Annotated in this window: 18 protein-coding genes and 1 tRNA gene; 6 read left to right on the top strand and 13 right to left on the bottom strand. The window is 41.1% G+C overall.

The features are described 5' to 3' along the window. Nucleotides 1–46: 46 nt before the first annotated feature. Nucleotides 47–421 carry a VOC family protein gene (locus ACM9H2_RS05925; protein ID WP_415489198.1) on the bottom strand — a complete coding sequence of 125 codons (375 nt, stop codon included), beginning with the start codon at nucleotides 419–421 and terminating at the stop codon, nucleotides 47–49. A 130-nt stretch (nucleotides 422–551) separates the two neighbouring features. Between ACM9H2_RS05925 and ACM9H2_RS05920 the strand changes: the two genes are divergently transcribed. Beyond that, a complete protein-coding gene (locus tag ACM9H2_RS05920) occupies nucleotides 552–1,613 on the top strand; it encodes a pyridoxamine 5'-phosphate oxidase family protein (RefSeq protein WP_415489196.1) in 1,062 nt (353 codons plus the stop codon). Nucleotides 1,614–1,675: 62 nt separating this feature from the next. Further along, a complete protein-coding gene (locus ACM9H2_RS05915) occupies nucleotides 1,676–2,602 on the top strand; it encodes an NAD-dependent epimerase/dehydratase family protein (RefSeq protein ID WP_415489194.1) in 927 nt (308 codons plus the stop codon). A 7-nt stretch (nucleotides 2,603–2,609) separates the two neighbouring features. Here ACM9H2_RS05915 and ACM9H2_RS05910 read toward each other — a convergent pair whose 3' ends face one another. Beyond that, nucleotides 2,610–3,563 carry a transcriptional regulator gene (locus ACM9H2_RS05910; RefSeq protein WP_415489191.1) on the bottom strand — a complete coding sequence of 318 codons (954 nt, stop codon included), beginning with the start codon at nucleotides 3,561–3,563 and terminating at the stop codon, nucleotides 2,610–2,612. A gap of 112 nt (nucleotides 3,564–3,675) precedes the next feature. On the opposite strand from ACM9H2_RS05910, the gene ACM9H2_RS05905 reads away from it, so the two are divergent. After that, complete coding sequence (locus tag ACM9H2_RS05905; RefSeq protein WP_415489189.1) at nucleotides 3,676–4,935, top strand: DUF1743 domain-containing protein; 1,260 nt, start codon at nucleotides 3,676–3,678, stop codon at nucleotides 4,933–4,935. Between the two features lie 185 nt (nucleotides 4,936–5,120). On the opposite strand, the gene ACM9H2_RS05900 is transcribed toward ACM9H2_RS05905, so the two are convergent. Continuing rightward, on the bottom strand, nucleotides 5,121–5,264 hold the full coding sequence (locus tag ACM9H2_RS05900) for a hypothetical protein (protein WP_415489187.1): 144 nt from the start codon (nucleotides 5,262–5,264) through the stop codon (nucleotides 5,121–5,123). A 22-nt stretch (nucleotides 5,265–5,286) separates the two neighbouring features. Then, nucleotides 5,287–6,474 (bottom strand): potassium channel family protein, encoded by a 1,188-nt coding sequence (locus tag ACM9H2_RS05895; RefSeq protein ID WP_415489185.1) that lies wholly within the window; start codon nucleotides 6,472–6,474, stop codon nucleotides 5,287–5,289. Between the two features lie 178 nt (nucleotides 6,475–6,652). Here ACM9H2_RS05895 and citZ point away from each other — a divergent pair, with 178 nt between their 5' ends. From citZ to ACM9H2_RS05880, 3 genes are all read left to right on the top strand, one after another. Continuing rightward, on the top strand, nucleotides 6,653–7,789 hold the full coding sequence (gene citZ / locus ACM9H2_RS05890; RefSeq protein WP_415489183.1) for a citrate synthase: 1,137 nt from the start codon (nucleotides 6,653–6,655) through the stop codon (nucleotides 7,787–7,789). A gap of 65 nt (nucleotides 7,790–7,854) precedes the next feature. Further along, entirely contained in the window at nucleotides 7,855–8,235 is a 381-nt protein-coding gene (locus tag ACM9H2_RS05885; protein ID WP_415489181.1) for a RidA family protein, read from the top strand. A 65-nt stretch (nucleotides 8,236–8,300) separates the two neighbouring features. Beyond that, nucleotides 8,301–8,382: transfer RNA gene (locus tag ACM9H2_RS05880), tRNA-Ser, on the top strand. A 53-nt stretch (nucleotides 8,383–8,435) separates the two neighbouring features. Here ACM9H2_RS05880 and ACM9H2_RS05875 read toward each other — a convergent pair. From ACM9H2_RS05875 to ACM9H2_RS05835, 9 genes are read right to left on the bottom strand one after another with little or no spacing between them, the layout of a single operon-like run. Next, nucleotides 8,436–8,609 (bottom strand): hypothetical protein, encoded by a 174-nt coding sequence (locus ACM9H2_RS05875; protein WP_415489179.1) that lies wholly within the window; start codon nucleotides 8,607–8,609, stop codon nucleotides 8,436–8,438. Between the two features lie 19 nt (nucleotides 8,610–8,628). Continuing rightward, nucleotides 8,629–9,021 carry a DUF6276 family protein gene (locus tag ACM9H2_RS05870; RefSeq protein ID WP_415489177.1) on the bottom strand — a complete coding sequence of 131 codons (393 nt, stop codon included), beginning with the start codon at nucleotides 9,019–9,021 and terminating at the stop codon, nucleotides 8,629–8,631. A 32-nt stretch (nucleotides 9,022–9,053) separates the two neighbouring features. Continuing rightward, nucleotides 9,054–9,698 carry a V-type ATP synthase subunit D gene (locus tag ACM9H2_RS05865; protein ID WP_415489175.1) on the bottom strand — a complete coding sequence of 215 codons (645 nt, stop codon included), beginning with the start codon at nucleotides 9,696–9,698 and terminating at the stop codon, nucleotides 9,054–9,056. A gap of 6 nt (nucleotides 9,699–9,704) precedes the next feature. Then, nucleotides 9,705–11,111 carry a V-type ATP synthase subunit B gene (locus ACM9H2_RS05860; protein WP_415489173.1) on the bottom strand — a complete coding sequence of 469 codons (1,407 nt, stop codon included), beginning with the start codon at nucleotides 11,109–11,111 and terminating at the stop codon, nucleotides 9,705–9,707. A 1-nt stretch (nucleotide 11,112) separates the two neighbouring features. Further along, complete coding sequence (locus ACM9H2_RS05855; RefSeq protein ID WP_415489171.1) at nucleotides 11,113–12,867, bottom strand: V-type ATP synthase subunit A; 1,755 nt, start codon at nucleotides 12,865–12,867, stop codon at nucleotides 11,113–11,115. Between the two features lie 3 nt (nucleotides 12,868–12,870). Next, the gene (locus ACM9H2_RS05850; RefSeq protein ID WP_415489169.1) at nucleotides 12,871–13,188 is read right to left on the bottom strand and encodes a V-type ATP synthase subunit F; all 318 of its coding nucleotides are present in this window, start codon (nucleotides 13,186–13,188) and stop codon (nucleotides 12,871–12,873) included. Next, nucleotides 13,185–14,237, bottom strand: a complete 1,053-nt coding sequence (gene ahaC / locus ACM9H2_RS05845; RefSeq protein WP_415489167.1) for an ATP synthase A1 subunit C — start codon at nucleotides 14,235–14,237, stop codon at nucleotides 13,185–13,187. Before ahaC ends, ACM9H2_RS05850 begins: the two co-directional genes overlap by 4 nt. Continuing rightward, nucleotides 14,234–14,821 carry a V-type ATP synthase subunit E gene (locus ACM9H2_RS05840; RefSeq protein ID WP_415489165.1) on the bottom strand — a complete coding sequence of 196 codons (588 nt, stop codon included), beginning with the start codon at nucleotides 14,819–14,821 and terminating at the stop codon, nucleotides 14,234–14,236. The genes ahaC and ACM9H2_RS05840 overlap by 4 nt, the downstream gene beginning before the upstream one ends. Before the next feature lie 15 nt (nucleotides 14,822–14,836). Then, complete coding sequence (locus ACM9H2_RS05835; protein ID WP_415489200.1) at nucleotides 14,837–15,109, bottom strand: hypothetical protein; 273 nt, start codon at nucleotides 15,107–15,109, stop codon at nucleotides 14,837–14,839. Between the last annotated feature and the right edge of the window lie 95 nt (nucleotides 15,110–15,204).

The following is a 15,204-nucleotide window of genomic DNA, read 5'->3' as shown; positions in this document are numbered from 1 at the left end:
CACTGATAAAAACCGCTGTTCCTAAAAACTGTCACCTGAAGTCGAATTAGTCCAAATGTTGTAATAGTTCAACTACATATCCGTCAGGATCTTCGATGAATGCAACTCTTGTCTTGATGGTATCATTTTGGAATACCGATCTAACAACTTTACACCCTGTTTTATCAACCATATCTTTGAATTTTTCATCCACGTTGTCTATTACAATCGCTAGGTGATCAATCCCTCCTGGAGTCTTACCTCCTACTTCCTCATTATATTTAAATTGGATTTCAACACCACCATCTCCTGCAACGTAATAACTAGTTGTCCCATCTCCTCCCACAAAATCCCAAGTGTGGTGCAATCCCATGGCATCGATATAAAATGCCTTCGTAGCTTCTAAGTCCGAAACCCAAAGGCATGTATGTGAAACTTCCATGCCTTCCCTAACTTATGTACCTAAATAGGAATATCGATTTTTCTAGTTTTCCAAATCCCAAAAATAATTTATATATACTTCTGACCCTATTAAAATAATACTTTATCAAAACACGATATTTGATTGAATCATGCAACCAAAAAAAACAACCACTTCCAATAAACCAGGTTCTGTCGGTGAGCATCTTCTTCAAAAAGAATATGGCGACACCGACCGTGCAAATTCGTTCTATGAAACTCAGATGCTAGACCATCTTAACGATAGAATGAAAAAATTACTCTCTGCACAAGAAATGGTTTTCATCGCAACATCTGACGCGAACGGAGAGTCTGATTGTTCCTTTCGTGCTGGCCCCATTGGTTTCGTGCGCATTATAGATTCTAAAACTATAGCATATCCTGAATATCGTGGAAACGGGGTTCACGCTAGTTTGGGAAATATTCTTGAAAATCCTCATATCGGCATGATTTTTGTTGATTTTTTCGGTAGCACAGTCGGTCTCCATGTAAATGGTCGGGCTAGTATTCAAGAAAACCAATATGTACGAAAAAATTTCAATTTACCCTCTGAAGCCTTTTCTAATGTACAGACTAAAAATGGAAAAAAACCCGAACGTTGGGTCGTAGTCGATATCCAAGAAGCATATATTCATTGTGCAAAACATGTTCCAAAATTAAAGAAACTTAATAAAAAAATCCATTGGGGAACTGATGATGAAACATACAAAGGAGGCGATTTTTTCAACGTCACCACCTCTGCTAAAAACCACTCACCTATCTCTCCCACCGATCTCAACAATAGGTTGTATTTTGAAAGGGCAAAACAACATTGTGAATGGTGTTTCACTTGGTTAGACAGCCCCCATGTTCACCAATTAATACCAATTGGTCCCTCTCACCCGCACGAGGCTAATAATCTACTTGTAGTTTGTCAAGATTGCCTGTCAAAAATTCAATCTGGATCCATCGACCAATCCTATTTACAACACCGGTTAGACGAACAAATGCAAAAATGGTCTGCCCATTCTTACTCTCACTTGTTAAACAAAGCCAAAGAAAATCTAACACCGACCATTGCCAAAATAATTGATACTTCCCTCTCTGAACTATCTAAAGAAAAAATCATTCTAAGAATCATAGCACTACTTTTCATACTGCATTATCTGTCCCACTTTTTCATGCTACACGCATAGCTATTATATTTTAATAATATCTTGCACCCCTTTTTAATATCTATCAGATCTTATACCTTCTAATGGCCACTCTAATCATCGGTTCATCGGGATTAGTAGGAAGAAACCTCGCCCCCCACTTGCTCCACGAAGGTGAATCTATAGTCTGCATGGATCTTAACATGGAACTCACACCAGATTTACCTGGTGCAACCATGGTACAAGGAGATGTATCAAATTTCACCGACGTCTCTGAAACCATCCAGAGATTCGAACCCGACAGAGTTATCAACCTCGCATATCTCGTGGGAAGAAATGCATGCCTTCAAGATCTCAACCGAACTTTACGTGTCAATATACTTGGTATGGACAATGTCTTTCGCGCATCTGTAGCTGCAGATGTCTCTCGCGTCATATGGGCAAGTACACTTGGGGTGTACAGTTCCATCGATTATGAACCAGGACTTGTTGTAACTGAAGAATATCCTCGACCCTATTCTCCCTATTCCTCTTTTGATGGATCTTATTATAACGCCCTCAAACATTTCAATGAATACCAGGCTCTCCTGTATGCTTCTCGCGAATCATTAGATGTATGTGCCATCCGACCCAGTTTTATTTTTGGACCTGGAAGGACCACTGGAGTACCTTGGGCCTGTAGTTTCATTGAGGATGCTATCAACGGCAAAACTACCCATGTTCCCATGCATCCCGACTCTACATTCGGTCTCATATATGTAGATGATGTTGTAGATTTATTTACCAAAATAACTTTGGCAAAAACTCTATCTTCTAATGTCTATAATACGGGGGGGCATCTTCTTTCCATATCCGAAATAGCAGCAGAAGTAAATTCCGTGCTAAATGGAAATCTGATCTCTGACCCCGCCAAAAACCCACTATTCCAATTTGATATCTCCAATGGTCGTGCACACAAAGAATTTGGATTCACACTATCCCCCTTCTCCGAATCTTTAATTAAACATGCCAACATACTCCGTTCCCAATAGATCTCAGTTACATCTTTTCTCGGAGCAACTCGTTAAATGCCTCTGGACCATCAAGAGCATCGATTTCATTCTTCCCTATCAGTATAGTTTCTTCAACATACTTTTGCTTCACGTTGCTATCTACAAAATAAATAGATTGAGTCTTCGTTACATACCCAATAGAACCCATAATTTTCGCACGTTTAATAGCCGTTTTAGTGAGCTGAGAATACCCTGTTATTAAAACTCTATTTGCATCACTAGAATGTTCACTTACCGTTTGGAACGGAGCACGATCCGTCGGGTGGACTATGAATCCAAATCTAGTCAATGCGTCTATCATCTCATCTCCATATCGAGCAGTTTCTTGTTTATTTTCTAAAGAATCTACGCCCGTCTCAGCAGAATCTTGATTAAAAATATCTATTGGAATAGTAACTCTAGATCCAAACAATTCTTCTAGTCGAATGGCAACTTCGATACTTGCATCCATCCCACTCTCATATTTTGAAACCGTTCGTCGTGATACGCCCAAAATCATTGCAAGCTTTCCAAGACTCCATTTCAATTCCCCTCGTACTTTGGATAAATAGTCCCCATCAATAGGCACATACAGTCCCCCTGGAGCTGCATATATCAACGGTGGAATTTCTTCCACGAATAAGTCGTACGCTGTATCTGGACTGATAACTGGGACTCCATGTCTCAAGTATACCACCCCCGGTTCCAATTTTTTGTCCCTAGTATGGAGTGATATCACAAGAGGTTTCGCACTCAAATGAATTCCAAGATCTTGCATCGCCATTCCTGTATCTCGGTTGAACGCATCAACGTTTCCAAGTACCTTTATCAAGAATATTTGCTCCTCCCTTCTAGCAGCAATATCAAAGCTTTTTGGCCGAATAACACACCTCTCACTAACAATAAAACCTGCATCCAAAAGCATGGAAATTATGTTGTCAATTAATACATCTCGGGACATGTATGCTACGGTATGTCCTAGGACTGTAATTAGATATAGCTGTTGTGTATAGCTGCATATGTAGTAATATTCCAAAAGAAGGGTTATTCTTCTCCAAACAAAGTAAGGATTAATGACCATCTTAGGCGTTGATGACACCGATTCTAGGGATCATGGAATGTGCACCACTTATGTTGCATTTCAAATCGCACAACAGTTACAAGACGAATCTGCAAAATTAATGCTCATAAGATTAAACCCCGGGGTAATACACAAAACTAGGGGAAACGCTGCGGTTGCTATCTCTACAACCTGCGCCACCACCACTGCATTTGAAACAGCAGTTGATATTATAAATGAACTAGCGGAACTTTCAGATCCCCATGCTCAACCAGGCCTGGTAGTGGCACCAAGTACCTTTGATGCTATTCCGAAAACCATTTCTGAATTTAGCCTTAATGCCATCAGGAGCCTCCATGAAAAAGAAACAGCAGTAGATTTAATTGAAGAGAATGGCTACTTAAGTTCTAGCTGGAACGGAGGGAGGGGTCTCATCGGCGCATTAGCTGCAATCGGGGCACACAACGCGCTGAATGAGTGGACTTATGAATACATAACTTACCGAGACAAAACTCTCTGGGGAACCAAACGAACCGTAGATCCCAATTCCGTTTTTGAAGCCTCAAACGAATTTTATCCATCCGTATGGGATAGCTTCGATAAAAACGGAGACTATCCAGTCTGCGTCCCTCGAACACCCTGCCCCGTTTTGTATGGAATTCGTGGAGAAACCCCCTATGCCGTTGAAGAAATGGCAAAAAAAATAAAATCTGAACCTCCTACCTGCGGTACAGTATTTACCACCAATCAAGGAACCGATGCCCACATTCAACCAGGACAGATAGGGTTTCTAGAAGAAGGGCACTCCTATTCTGTAGATGGAATAGTTTCTTCAAAACCCTATACGATAGAGGGAGGTCATGTCTTCTTTAAACTACAAGGAGAATCTAAGGAAATATTATGTTCTGCGTTCGAACCAACAAAGCAATTCCGTAACTATGTACGAAACCTCGATTGCGGTGATGAACTCACTGCATGCGGTGAAGTAACCAATGGAACTCTCAAACTTGAAAAATTTGCTGTCAGAAACTTAGTCACTACTAAAACCGAAAATCCAATCTGCACTATTTGCAACGACCGAATGGAAAGCTCCGGAAGATCTCAGGGATATAGATGCCGAAACTGTGGGACAAAAAGTTCTCACAAACTCCACGTACATTACCCTAGAGCTATACATATAGGTTGGTATGAAGTCCCCCCCTGTGCAAGAAGACATCTCGCAAAACCATTAATTCGAGGCGGATTCGATTCAATGTCCCACCCTGAGATTTAACCATTCCAACAGTCCACTTCTCAAACGAAAAGATATTTTCCGGGGGAACTACATCTTACCCCTGTGCAAAAACAATCTAAAAACACCAAGCACACAAAAAAAAGGTTTATAGAACTCATCGAACTCCGTAGGAATCTCCCCATCGGTCTAACCATCGGGATCTTGATTTCTGGATTTGCATATTTCTATCGAATCAATGAAATAATGGGGCCTAATTTAGACACAAGGGGAAATCCTACACTTTTCTTTCTATTGTCACTAGTTCTTGCCTTTTGCATTGCTATTTTAATTGTTTTCATTCTAGGCATTAGATCTCTACTCAAATCCATAAAAAACGAATCTATACAGAATTCAAGAAACTAATGCAACAATTCTTTCTGCACCTAATCGAGTTCCTTTTGCGACCAACACATCTCCTTCTTCAAGCCCCGTTCCAGAATTCGGCGACAAAAGCCACTCTGAATTATTAGCACGACGAATAGCTAAAACCCGCATCCCCGTTTCAGATGACAGTTCACATTCTCCTAGTGTTTTTCCATTCAAATCACAACCAGGTTCTAATGTAATTCTGACAATAATTTCATCGGAAACCTGAACGGCTTCTGCCACTACTGGGTGCGCAGCTAAACCTCTCAATACTCCATCTGCTATCTCCAACGCGGCATCTGAAATTTCTTCGGTGGCACGTGCAAGATGCACCAACCCTCTAAGGCGGATTGGATCTTTAACACTAGCTGCGGCCCGAAGAGTCCAAGCTTCGAATCTAGATTGCAACGCATCAACTTCAGCTTCTAGTTCAAACACTTCCTCTGCTACATCTTCTGAGTTAAACAAGACCGCCCCGTATGCTAGATCTACTGCAAGTTCACTCATATTTTTCATCAATACAATCGAGTCCACTGCCCTCTCTAAATCAACTAAATCTGGTTCTGTATATGTAGGCAATTCATAAGCTGTTTTAGTTGCATTTTCATACACCTCCACAAGACGTTCTTCTGGACCTCTTAAAAGAATCACATCATCTGCACGAAGTTTCTCTTTTGGACCTGGATTGTATACCCAATTCCCCTTCCTTCGTATACCAATAATTCTAATTCCTGTATCTGTTTCTAGATTTAATTTTCCTAAAGACGAATTACAAAATGGAGATTTTTTGTGCACTTCTGCACGTGCGATAGTTTCAATCGCGTCTGGCAATGCACCCTTGATCTCATCTGGAATTCCACTTTCTGATAAAACAGCGTGAGCTATTTCACCCGCAGCGTTTGAAATTTTTTCTGCAGCTCCTACGACCCCAAGAACCGGGGCCAACGCCTCCGCATCTTCTGGTGTTCTAGCTGCTAATAACAAACCCATCCTCGCCCTGAGCTGTAAAATATCCATGTGGGCTTCTAGCTCTAGAACTTCCTCTGCAAGTTCTTCGCTCCCATGTAACACAGCCGAATACGCCAAATCTATTATCAATTCTGATGTATCTTTCATTTCCGCCAAAACCAACTTGACACTTACCGGCTCATACTCAACATCACCAGGATCCATTTGATTCTAATTTAGAATTCAGAGAGCAAAAGGATTATTTCGAGAATATAATTCCCCTCACACAATGTTCCTTGTCGATTCGAACCTCGATATACGTCGAATAACGAAAGACAGATCCTTATTACGATAGAATCAATATACCATTAGATTATCACCGATGAACGCCTCTGAAGTCAACATGCCTGATACTCCCATTAAACGTGGACTCGAGGGAGTTGTCGTAACCGAGTCCGATTTGAGTTACATAGACGGAATCAAAGGAATCTTGATTTACAGAGGATATTCTATAGAAGAATTGGCAGAAAAATCAAGCTTTGAAGAGGTGTTATATTTACTTTGGAACGGAACCTTACCCGATTCAAAATCGTTAACAGAATTCTCTGACAATCTCAAAAATAACCGCGAATTGCCAGATGGTGTTCTACAGACTATTGTAGAGTTAGCCAACCAAGATGAAACCCCCATGGCCGCGCTCCGAACTATAGTCTCCATGCTATCTGGATATGAATCAAATGTGGAATCTCCCATTGACCCAACCTTGGTTCTACAACAAGGCATCCACATAACCGCAAAAATGCCCACGATTTTAGCCGCGTTCGACCGGGCCCGAAATGGAGAAAAAATCATACCCCCTCGAAAGGACCTGAGCCACGCTGCTAACTTCTTATATATGTTAACCGCAAGCGAACCCGACGAAACAAAAACAAACACATTAGATACTGCTTTAATTTTACATTGTGATCACGGAATAAATGCCTCAACATTTGCAGCAAGGGTAACTGTCAGCACACTATCTGATATACATAGTGCCATCACGAGCGCCATTGGAACGCTTGCCGGTCCACTCCACGGTGGGGCAAACCAACGAGTGATGATGATGCTGTTAGAAATCGATGCAAGTAACAGTGATCCTATCACATGGGTGAAAAAACAGCTCGAAAAAGGGAAGAAAATCCCTGGGTTCGGACACCGCGTTTATAAAACAAAAGATCCACGCGCAACAATTCTTGGTGCTATGTCGGAAGAATTAGGAACTGCAGCTGGAGACAGCCGTTGGCATGAATACAGTGTATCTATAGAGGATTACCTGGACCAAGAAAAAAGATTAGCCTCAAATGTGGATTTCTATTCAGCATCTGCATATTACCAAATGGGCATTCCTATTGATCTATACACTCCCATATTTGCTCTCTCCCGCATTGGAGGGTGGGTCGGCCATGTTATAGAACAATACTCTGAAAACAGACTCATTCGACCACGAGCGAACTACACGGGACCCTTAGATTCAAAATATATCCCAATCGACCAAAGATAGTGATATAATTTACTTGAACTTTCATTCTGATCTACTTATCTCCCTCCGGCGTAAACCTTTGATTCATGAGACGTGTTATAAATTCATCAAAAGCCGCAGCACCCGCTGGGGCATATAGCCAAGGAATTGCTCATGGAAATATCATTTTCACTGCAGGACAAATAGCCAAAACTGCAGATGGAACCTCCCACCTATCTGACTCAATCCAAATTCAGACACAAGTATGCATTGAAAATATTAAACACATACTCTCAGAAGAAGGATTGGACCTTTCCGACGTATTGAAAACAACTGTGTTTCTCGAAAATATCGACGATTTTGCAGAAATGAATGCCACTTACGCCGAATATTTCCATACGGACCCACCTGCAAGAAGTGCGTTTGAAGTTTGCCGACTTCCTGGGGGTGCAAAAATCGAAATTGAAGCCATTGCGGGTAAAAATTAACTTAGTTTCCCTTCAAAAAACAGATGGGAAGTTTTTAATTCATTGCATAGGGATATTCTGAATGGGTCAGGATGGCTGAGCGGTAAGGCGCACGCCTGGAAAGCGTGTTCCCTCACGGGATCCAGGGTTCGAATCCCTGTCCTGACGCTACGGAGGAGTAATTTTTCCATCGTTATACCTTTCTAGTCCAAAATGTTATTCTAGCCAGTCGCAAAGGAATATATTTTTCCAACTCGAGCGTGCCACTCTCTCCCTTTCTCAGCCACGAATGAACCTGCTGCAGTAATTAATGCTATCGACCCTGCAATAATGAACAGTAAGAACAAACATTTGAAATTCCATATCTCTCCATCTGCGGGAGAGATAAAAGTCATTACCTACACTCTAGCCAAATTATCTTATTAGTTGTTCAAGTTGCAATCTAGCTTTATTGACATTTTTTTTCACATTTGTAGTACTAGATCGCGATAGTTTTTCTAAAATTATCCATGGATCTTTACCTTCATCTATTATATGCTCAAAAATGCCCACGATTTCATTTTTATTCAATACTAGTGATTCCATCAACCATCCAATTCCAATCGCCATTACCATTCCAATTTCTCCTTTGGGAAGTTCTCTATCGATCTCCTCTAATTTTATAACCTCTTCAATAAAACTCGATTGGACTATGTTAAAACATCTAGGGCACACAGAAACATATTCTTCAAATTCTTTCTTTATGTTTATCACCACTTCCGGAGTCCTAGACGATCCCATTTTAATATGGCACTCAGAACACTTCATCTATTCCACACACATCGACACAAAAAACTCTTTTACGTATCTCCTGAACTTTCTCTTCCCTTCTTACCTTTAATTTTCTTCAATCGAAATATTTCTTCCCTCTCTTGCTCTTCAAGTTTTTGTTCAATGAATTTTCGGATTTGATATAGTTCTGGAAGAACTTTGAATTCTAGTGCATTCACACGTCTCTTGGTAATCTCAATTTCTGTTAGCAACTTTCTCATTCCAGTCTCAACTTCTGCTGCCAAAATCGTCGAATCTAAGAGTCTCTCATATGAATCTGCACTTTCATCTATTCTAGCGGTTGTTCCCAACAATCCGTACCCTCTTTGATCAATAGTTTTTCTCACTTTATTAGATTTTATTTGTGGTACAACCACACCCATTATATTTTTCGACTCAACATCTATCTCCGGGTGTTCTTTCAAAGCCTCTGCAGCACCTCTAACTGCAATGTCTCCCTCCATCGCCCGTGCCATATTCATAGTACTCTGGGCTTCTGTGTATGCTTGTGATAATTCCTCTCTAACACCCTTTGCATTTTCTAAAATACCCATAAACTCCATAATCAACCCGTCACGTTTTTGCTCTAAAGTATTGTGTCCCCTCTCGGATAGTTTAATTCTATCTTTGACTCGAAGCAAATTTTTTCGGGTTGGTTTGACGTCTTCTGACATTTTTATTTATCCCTCTACTTTGGAACTCTCTGGATTCTCTTCATAGTATTTCTCTATATATGATTCATCAATTCGATTCAACTCCGTTTTCGGTAGCATTGACAGTAAATTCCACCCCACACTAAGTGTTTCTACAATCGTTCTTCCAGTCTCGTAACCTTGCTGGACAAATTCTCTTTCAAATCTATCTGCAAAATCCAGATATGTGTTATCCCTCTCTGAAAGTGCTTCTCTACCAACGATATTCACGAGAGCTCGGAGATCTCTTCCTTCTGCATATCCTGCATACAACTGATCCGAAACATTACTATGATCATTTCTAGTCAACCCTTCTCCTATACCCTCACTCATCAATCTGCTCAACGATGGCAACACATTGATCGGAGGTGCAACCCCCTTCGAGTGAAGTTCACGATCTACATAAATCTGACCCTCTGTGATATACCCTGTAAGATCTGGAATTGGGTGGGTATCGTCATCTCCTGGCATTGTCAAAATCGGAATTTGTGTGATCGAACCCTCTACCCCCTCTATTCTCCCAGCACGCTCGTATAACATCGATAAATCGGTATACATGTATCCTGGGTATCCTCGCCTACCTGGAACTTCTTCTCTAGCAGCTCCAATTTCTCTGAGGGCCTCGCAGTAATTCGTCATATCTGTCAAAATAACCAACACATGGTAGTTAAGGTCAAACGCAAGATATTCTGCAGTTGTTAATGCCAATCTAGGTGTGATGGTCCTTTCCACCGCTGGGTCATCTGCTAGATTGAGAAACACGACCGACCGTTCAAGTGCACCCGTGCGCTCAAAATCATCCATAAACTCATTGGCTTCTTCAGCCGTTATTCCCATTGCGGCAAACACAACTGCGAACTCTGAACCGCCATCCCCTGCATCTTCTTCTGGAACAGTAGCTTGTCTAGCTATTTGTAGTGCTATTTCATTATGTGGCAATCCTGCCCCACTGAATAGTGGAAGTTTTTGCCCTCTGACTAATGTGTTCATCCCATCAATCGATGAAATCCCTGTCTGAATGAATTCTCTTGGGTACTCTCTAGCGTATGGGTTAATCGCAGTTCCTACTATGTCTCTACGATCTTCTGGTACAATTTCTGGACCACCATCTATAGGTTGCCCCGACCCATCCAACACACGACCTAACAAATCCCCTGTTACTGGCATTTTTAAAGTTTCACCTAAAAATCTAACTGAACACTTTTTATCAATACCTGTGGTGCCTTCAAAAACTTGAATGGCTACAAATTTATCTGTAGATTCTAACACCTGCCCACGTCTCATACCCCTTCCACTTAGTTCAATTTCTACCATTTCTCCATATCCAATTGGTTCATCTATCTCTGCAAAAACCAATGGACCACTCACTTCGTTAATCGTTTGATATTCTTTCATTTTAGTACAACTCCTTTAGCTGATCTGTAATCTCCTTTTCCAATTGTTCTATGAACTCTCCATACTCTGAAGCGGTCCCTATCCGATTCAATCTAGGAACTGCTTCGATTGCCTGGATTTGTTCAATAGACGCTCCTCCTGATAATGCTTTAAACGCCTCGTCGTTAAACGTTTGTATCGCCTTAAATGTCAGATACGTTTTTCCGGGTTCTGAGTATGTGTCCACATCGTGATACGCATTTTGTTGTAAGAACCCTTCTCTTAGATACCTAGCAACTTCCAATGTCAATTGTTGATCCTCTGGCAATGCATCTTTCCCAACGAGTTGAACTATCTCTTGCAATTTAGCTTCTTCTGCAAGTGTAGTCACCGCCCATTGACGAACATCTGGCCAATCATCTTCTACATTCTCACGTAACCATGGATCGAGTTGGTTTCGGTACAATGAATATGATTCATTCCAATTAATGGCAGGGAAGTGTCTGCGCTCTGCCAAACTCGCATCCAGCGCCCAAAATGTTTTTACAATTCTCAATGTATTTTGTGTAACAGGTTCTGAGAAATCTCCTCCTGGGGGCGAAACTGCTCCCACAATAGATATCGAACCTGCAGTTTCATTCAAATTTGTAAATAATCCTGCGCGTTCATAAAATGCCGATAGACGTGCAGATAAATATGCAGGATACCCTTCTTCCCCTGGCATCTCCTCCAACCGACTTGAAATTTCACGCATAGCTTCAGCCCATCTCGATGTCGAATCAGCCATCACTGCAACATCATATCCCATATCTCGATAATATTCTGCGATAGTAACTCCTGTATATACACAGGATTCTCGAGCGGCAACAGGCATATTCGATGTATTCGCAATTAAACAGGTTCTGGACATCAGTGCTTTCCCTGTTTTAGGATCTTCCAATTCTGGAAACACTTCAATAACTTCTGTCATTTCGTTTCCCCTTTCTCCACATCCTACATATACTATTATGTCTGCATCAGACCATTTAGCAAGTTGATGCTGTGTCACTGTTTTTCCAGATCCAAATGGCCCTGGAATAGCTGCAGTTCCTCCCTTTGCTATCGGGAATAGGCCATCCAAAATTCTCTGGCCGGTGACTAATGGTATGGTTGGAGTGTGCTTCTGTTTGGTGGGCCTAGGAGAACGAACTGGCCATTTCTGACGCATAGTTATTTTTTCACCAGAATCCAACTCACATATTTCATCTACTACTGTGTGTTCTCCCTTTTGTATTCCAACAACTTTTCCCCCCACAAAATTTGGAGGAATCATGACCTTGTGTTCTATACTTTCTGTCTCTTGGACTGTTCCAATAATATCTCCTGGATTTACTTCATCACCCTTTTTAACAGTCGGTTTAAATCCCCACTTTTTTTCTAAATCAATCCCTGGAGCATCCACCCCTCTATCCAGAAACGCACCTAGTTGGCCTTCCAAAACAGCCAAAGGACGTTGGACTCCGTCATAGATTGAATTTAACATACCCGGACCAAGATCCACTGATAGTGGTTCTCCTGTATTTTCTACCGGTTCTCCTGGAGAAACTCCTGATGTTTCTTCATAAACTTGTATAGTTGTTAAATCATCTTTTATTCTAATCACTTCTCCCATCAATCCTTCATCACCTACATAAACCATATCATTCATCTTAGCGTCTAGACCTGCCGCAGAAACGACTGGCCCGCTTACTCTTTTTATAATTCCATCTTCGATAGTTTTCTCTTTTGCTTGACTCATTTTTTAATCACTCATTAAATCAATACCTATGGCACGTTTTATTTGGTCTCTTAAACCACTAGATTCTACACTACCTAAAGTCACGACTGTAGGCTCTACACTCTCTTCTACTAATTTCCTTACTCCTCGTGACAAGTATGCCAGATCCTCTTGATGCATAACAATAATACCTATCTCACTATCCACCAATACGTCTTCTATTACTGCATCAAGTTTCTGGGATTTCTCATCCTCTTGAATACTTTCATTCCGTCTAACTCCTGCAAGCTTGAATCCCGTTGTGAATTCTGGACTTCCTATTACTGCAATTTCTTGACTCATGAAATCACCAGTTGTTTTTCTATTTCCTCAGGCGAAAGTCCTGCTTCTTTTCCTCTTGCAATCGCCCGGACATTTTCCATTTCTTTCTCCTTTGAAAGCACAAACGCAATCACTGGACAAATACTCAATGGGTATACGTGGGACAAACGGTCACAATATTCTAACAATACGGCTTCTAGCTCATGTTCGAAACTAATCAAACTATCTGTATCTTCTAATTTTTCAATTGCCCTAGAAAGCTGTTCACCATACTTCGATTCACGTATCATGTTTATCATCTCATCCAAATTCTTCATGGAGGATGCCAACTTCGCAGATGTAAACTGCTTCCCACCGTGTATGTAATATTCTGCAATTGGAATTTCAGACCCACTATGTGCAATTCTAAGTGCATTCATCACATTTTTAAAATCTATTTCTGCACGTAGGAAGTCTGTATATAACACCACAGATGGATCTTCCACCACTTCTATTTTCTTGAGAAGCTGCTGATAATAACATCTATCTATTGCATTCTCTAGTGAAACTAACAGTCCCGTGTCTTCATATTCCCTGAGGCCCTTCCCCAACGCTTCACCAAACATAGTCCCTTCTAGTAAATTTACAAATTCTTCTATATCGTTTGTTCCAATCAATTGTTCTAGGAAGTCACTCTTAAACTCACCCGCGGGAATAAGGTCATCTCTAATCCTCTCAACATCCTCTTTTGCATATATTCCCCTAAGAATAGTCTTCACGTTCCACGAATCAAATTTTCTCAAATATCGAGATATGTGTTCATACAATTCCCCTTCTGACCACCGCAGTAAATCCTCAAATTGACTTGCAAGATTGTGATTCAATGCGTATTCTATTAGGTCCACCCCCTTGTACCTAGCACCAAATTCGTTCACTTCCCGGGCATAAGTTGTCTCTTCCATATATCTAGAAATTTCCCCCGGGCCCATGCGAACGAATTTCCGATACTCTTCATCTCCATATAAATATGCCCGGCGGGATCTAACTCGGGCCGATACATATTCATAATTCCCTGTTTCAGAGCTGCTCATTGATTTGATCCAAATAAAAGTTCACTTATGTTTTTCAGCTCTTCTGTCCACACCGTTTCAATAATCGAATCGAATGTATTGTTCACTCTCATCCGAGCAGATTCACTCTCCATAACTACTCCTCCTATACATTCATATTCTCCTCCATATTTCACACCCTTGTGTTTCTTTAATAAAGATTTGAGGAGTTTTTCGTCTTCCACATTACCATAAACAACTACGTCTTTCACATCGATGAATTCTTTTACCGAAGACTCGATTAATTTCCCCGTCAATTCTTCTCTCTCTTTTCCCTTTATTTGCGAAATTTCATTCTCTATCTCTTGTCGAACTAATTCCAAAAGATCTCGTTTCTTTTCAAGTGTTTTTTGTTTCGCTGCTAAATTCGTACTTGAGAATTTTTGTTCTTTTTCCAATTCTATCTTGCGGCTTATTTCTTCTTTTCCTACAGCTCTATTCACGGAAGCTTCTTTTCTCGCTTTATCTATAATTTCCTTTCCTTCTGCATCTGATTCAGAGAGGATCCTCTCAGCATCTCCCCGGGCTTTCTCTCGGATATCCTCAACGACAGTTTCGAGACTCATTACTATCTTACCTTTTCACACTAGGAATATAACCACTAGTGCGAGGATAACTAATGTCTCTGGCAACACAGTCATGACGAGACCTATTCCGAAGAACTCTCGATCTTCAGCTATTGCCCCAACCGCTGCGGCACCAATACCACGTTCTGCAATACCCGCCCCCAAAGCAGCGAGGCCAACCCCCAGGGCGGCGGCGGCTTTAGGCGGGAACGCAGCAACGTCAGTGGATACGTGTTCTTGGAGCAGTACAGCATTATTTGCGAGTAAGTCTAATATAATTTCAAGCATGGATTTCACTTCATCATCCGTGATGTATGTAATTTAATACACGAACGTCAATAACTCAGTTCACTTCCTTGATAAAACTTACCAAATTCTCCTGC

The sequence above is a fragment of the Candidatus Hikarchaeum yamanae genome (genome assembly GCF_009889665.1).
Taxonomy (GTDB): domain Archaea; phylum Halobacteriota; class Halobacteria; order Halobacteriales; family Hikarchaeaceae; genus Hikarchaeum; species Hikarchaeum yamanae.
This window is presented reverse-complemented; position numbering and strand designations above follow the sequence as displayed.

Bases quoted from the DNA above. Each gene is read 5' to 3' on its own strand.
- ACM9H2_RS05925 (WP_415489198.1), bottom strand. From the start codon at position 421: ATGGAAGTTTCACATACATGCCTTTGGGTTTCGGACTTAGAAGCTACG.
- ACM9H2_RS05920 (WP_415489196.1), top strand. From the start codon at position 552: ATGCAACCAAAAAAAACAACCACTTCCAATAAACCAGGTTCTGTCGGT.
- ACM9H2_RS05915 (WP_415489194.1), top strand. From the start codon at position 1,676: ATGGCCACTCTAATCATCGGTTCATCGGGATTAGTAGGAAGAAACCTC.
- ACM9H2_RS05910 (WP_415489191.1), bottom strand. From the start codon at position 3,563: ATGTCCCGAGATGTATTAATTGACAACATAATTTCCATGCTTTTGGAT.
- ACM9H2_RS05905 (WP_415489189.1), top strand. From the start codon at position 3,676: ATGACCATCTTAGGCGTTGATGACACCGATTCTAGGGATCATGGAATG.
- ACM9H2_RS05900 (WP_415489187.1), bottom strand. From the start codon at position 5,264: ATGGATTTGAGTAGAGATCTAATGCCTAGAATGAAAACAATTAAAATA.
- ACM9H2_RS05895 (WP_415489185.1), bottom strand. From the start codon at position 6,474: ATGGATCCTGGTGATGTTGAGTATGAGCCGGTAAGTGTCAAGTTGGTT.
- citZ (WP_415489183.1), top strand. From the start codon at position 6,653: ATGCCTGATACTCCCATTAAACGTGGACTCGAGGGAGTTGTCGTAACC.
- ACM9H2_RS05885 (WP_415489181.1), top strand. From the start codon at position 7,855: ATGAGACGTGTTATAAATTCATCAAAAGCCGCAGCACCCGCTGGGGCA.
- ACM9H2_RS05875 (WP_415489179.1), bottom strand. From the start codon at position 8,609: ATGACTTTTATCTCTCCCGCAGATGGAGAGATATGGAATTTCAAATGT.
- ACM9H2_RS05870 (WP_415489177.1), bottom strand. From the start codon at position 9,021: ATGAAGTGTTCTGAGTGCCATATTAAAATGGGATCGTCTAGGACTCCG.
- ACM9H2_RS05865 (WP_415489175.1), bottom strand. From the start codon at position 9,698: ATGTCAGAAGACGTCAAACCAACCCGAAAAAATTTGCTTCGAGTCAAA.
- ACM9H2_RS05860 (WP_415489173.1), bottom strand. From the start codon at position 11,111: ATGAAAGAATATCAAACGATTAACGAAGTGAGTGGTCCATTGGTTTTT.
- ACM9H2_RS05855 (WP_415489171.1), bottom strand. From the start codon at position 12,867: ATGAGTCAAGCAAAAGAGAAAACTATCGAAGATGGAATTATAAAAAGA.
- ACM9H2_RS05850 (WP_415489169.1), bottom strand. From the start codon at position 13,188: ATGAGTCAAGAAATTGCAGTAATAGGAAGTCCAGAATTCACAACGGGA.
- ahaC (WP_415489167.1), bottom strand. From the start codon at position 14,237: ATGAGCAGCTCTGAAACAGGGAATTATGAATATGTATCGGCCCGAGTT.
- ACM9H2_RS05840 (WP_415489165.1), bottom strand. From the start codon at position 14,821: ATGAGTCTCGAAACTGTCGTTGAGGATATCCGAGAGAAAGCCCGGGGA.
- ACM9H2_RS05835 (WP_415489200.1), bottom strand. From the start codon at position 15,109: ATGCTTGAAATTATATTAGACTTACTCGCAAATAATGCTGTACTGCTC.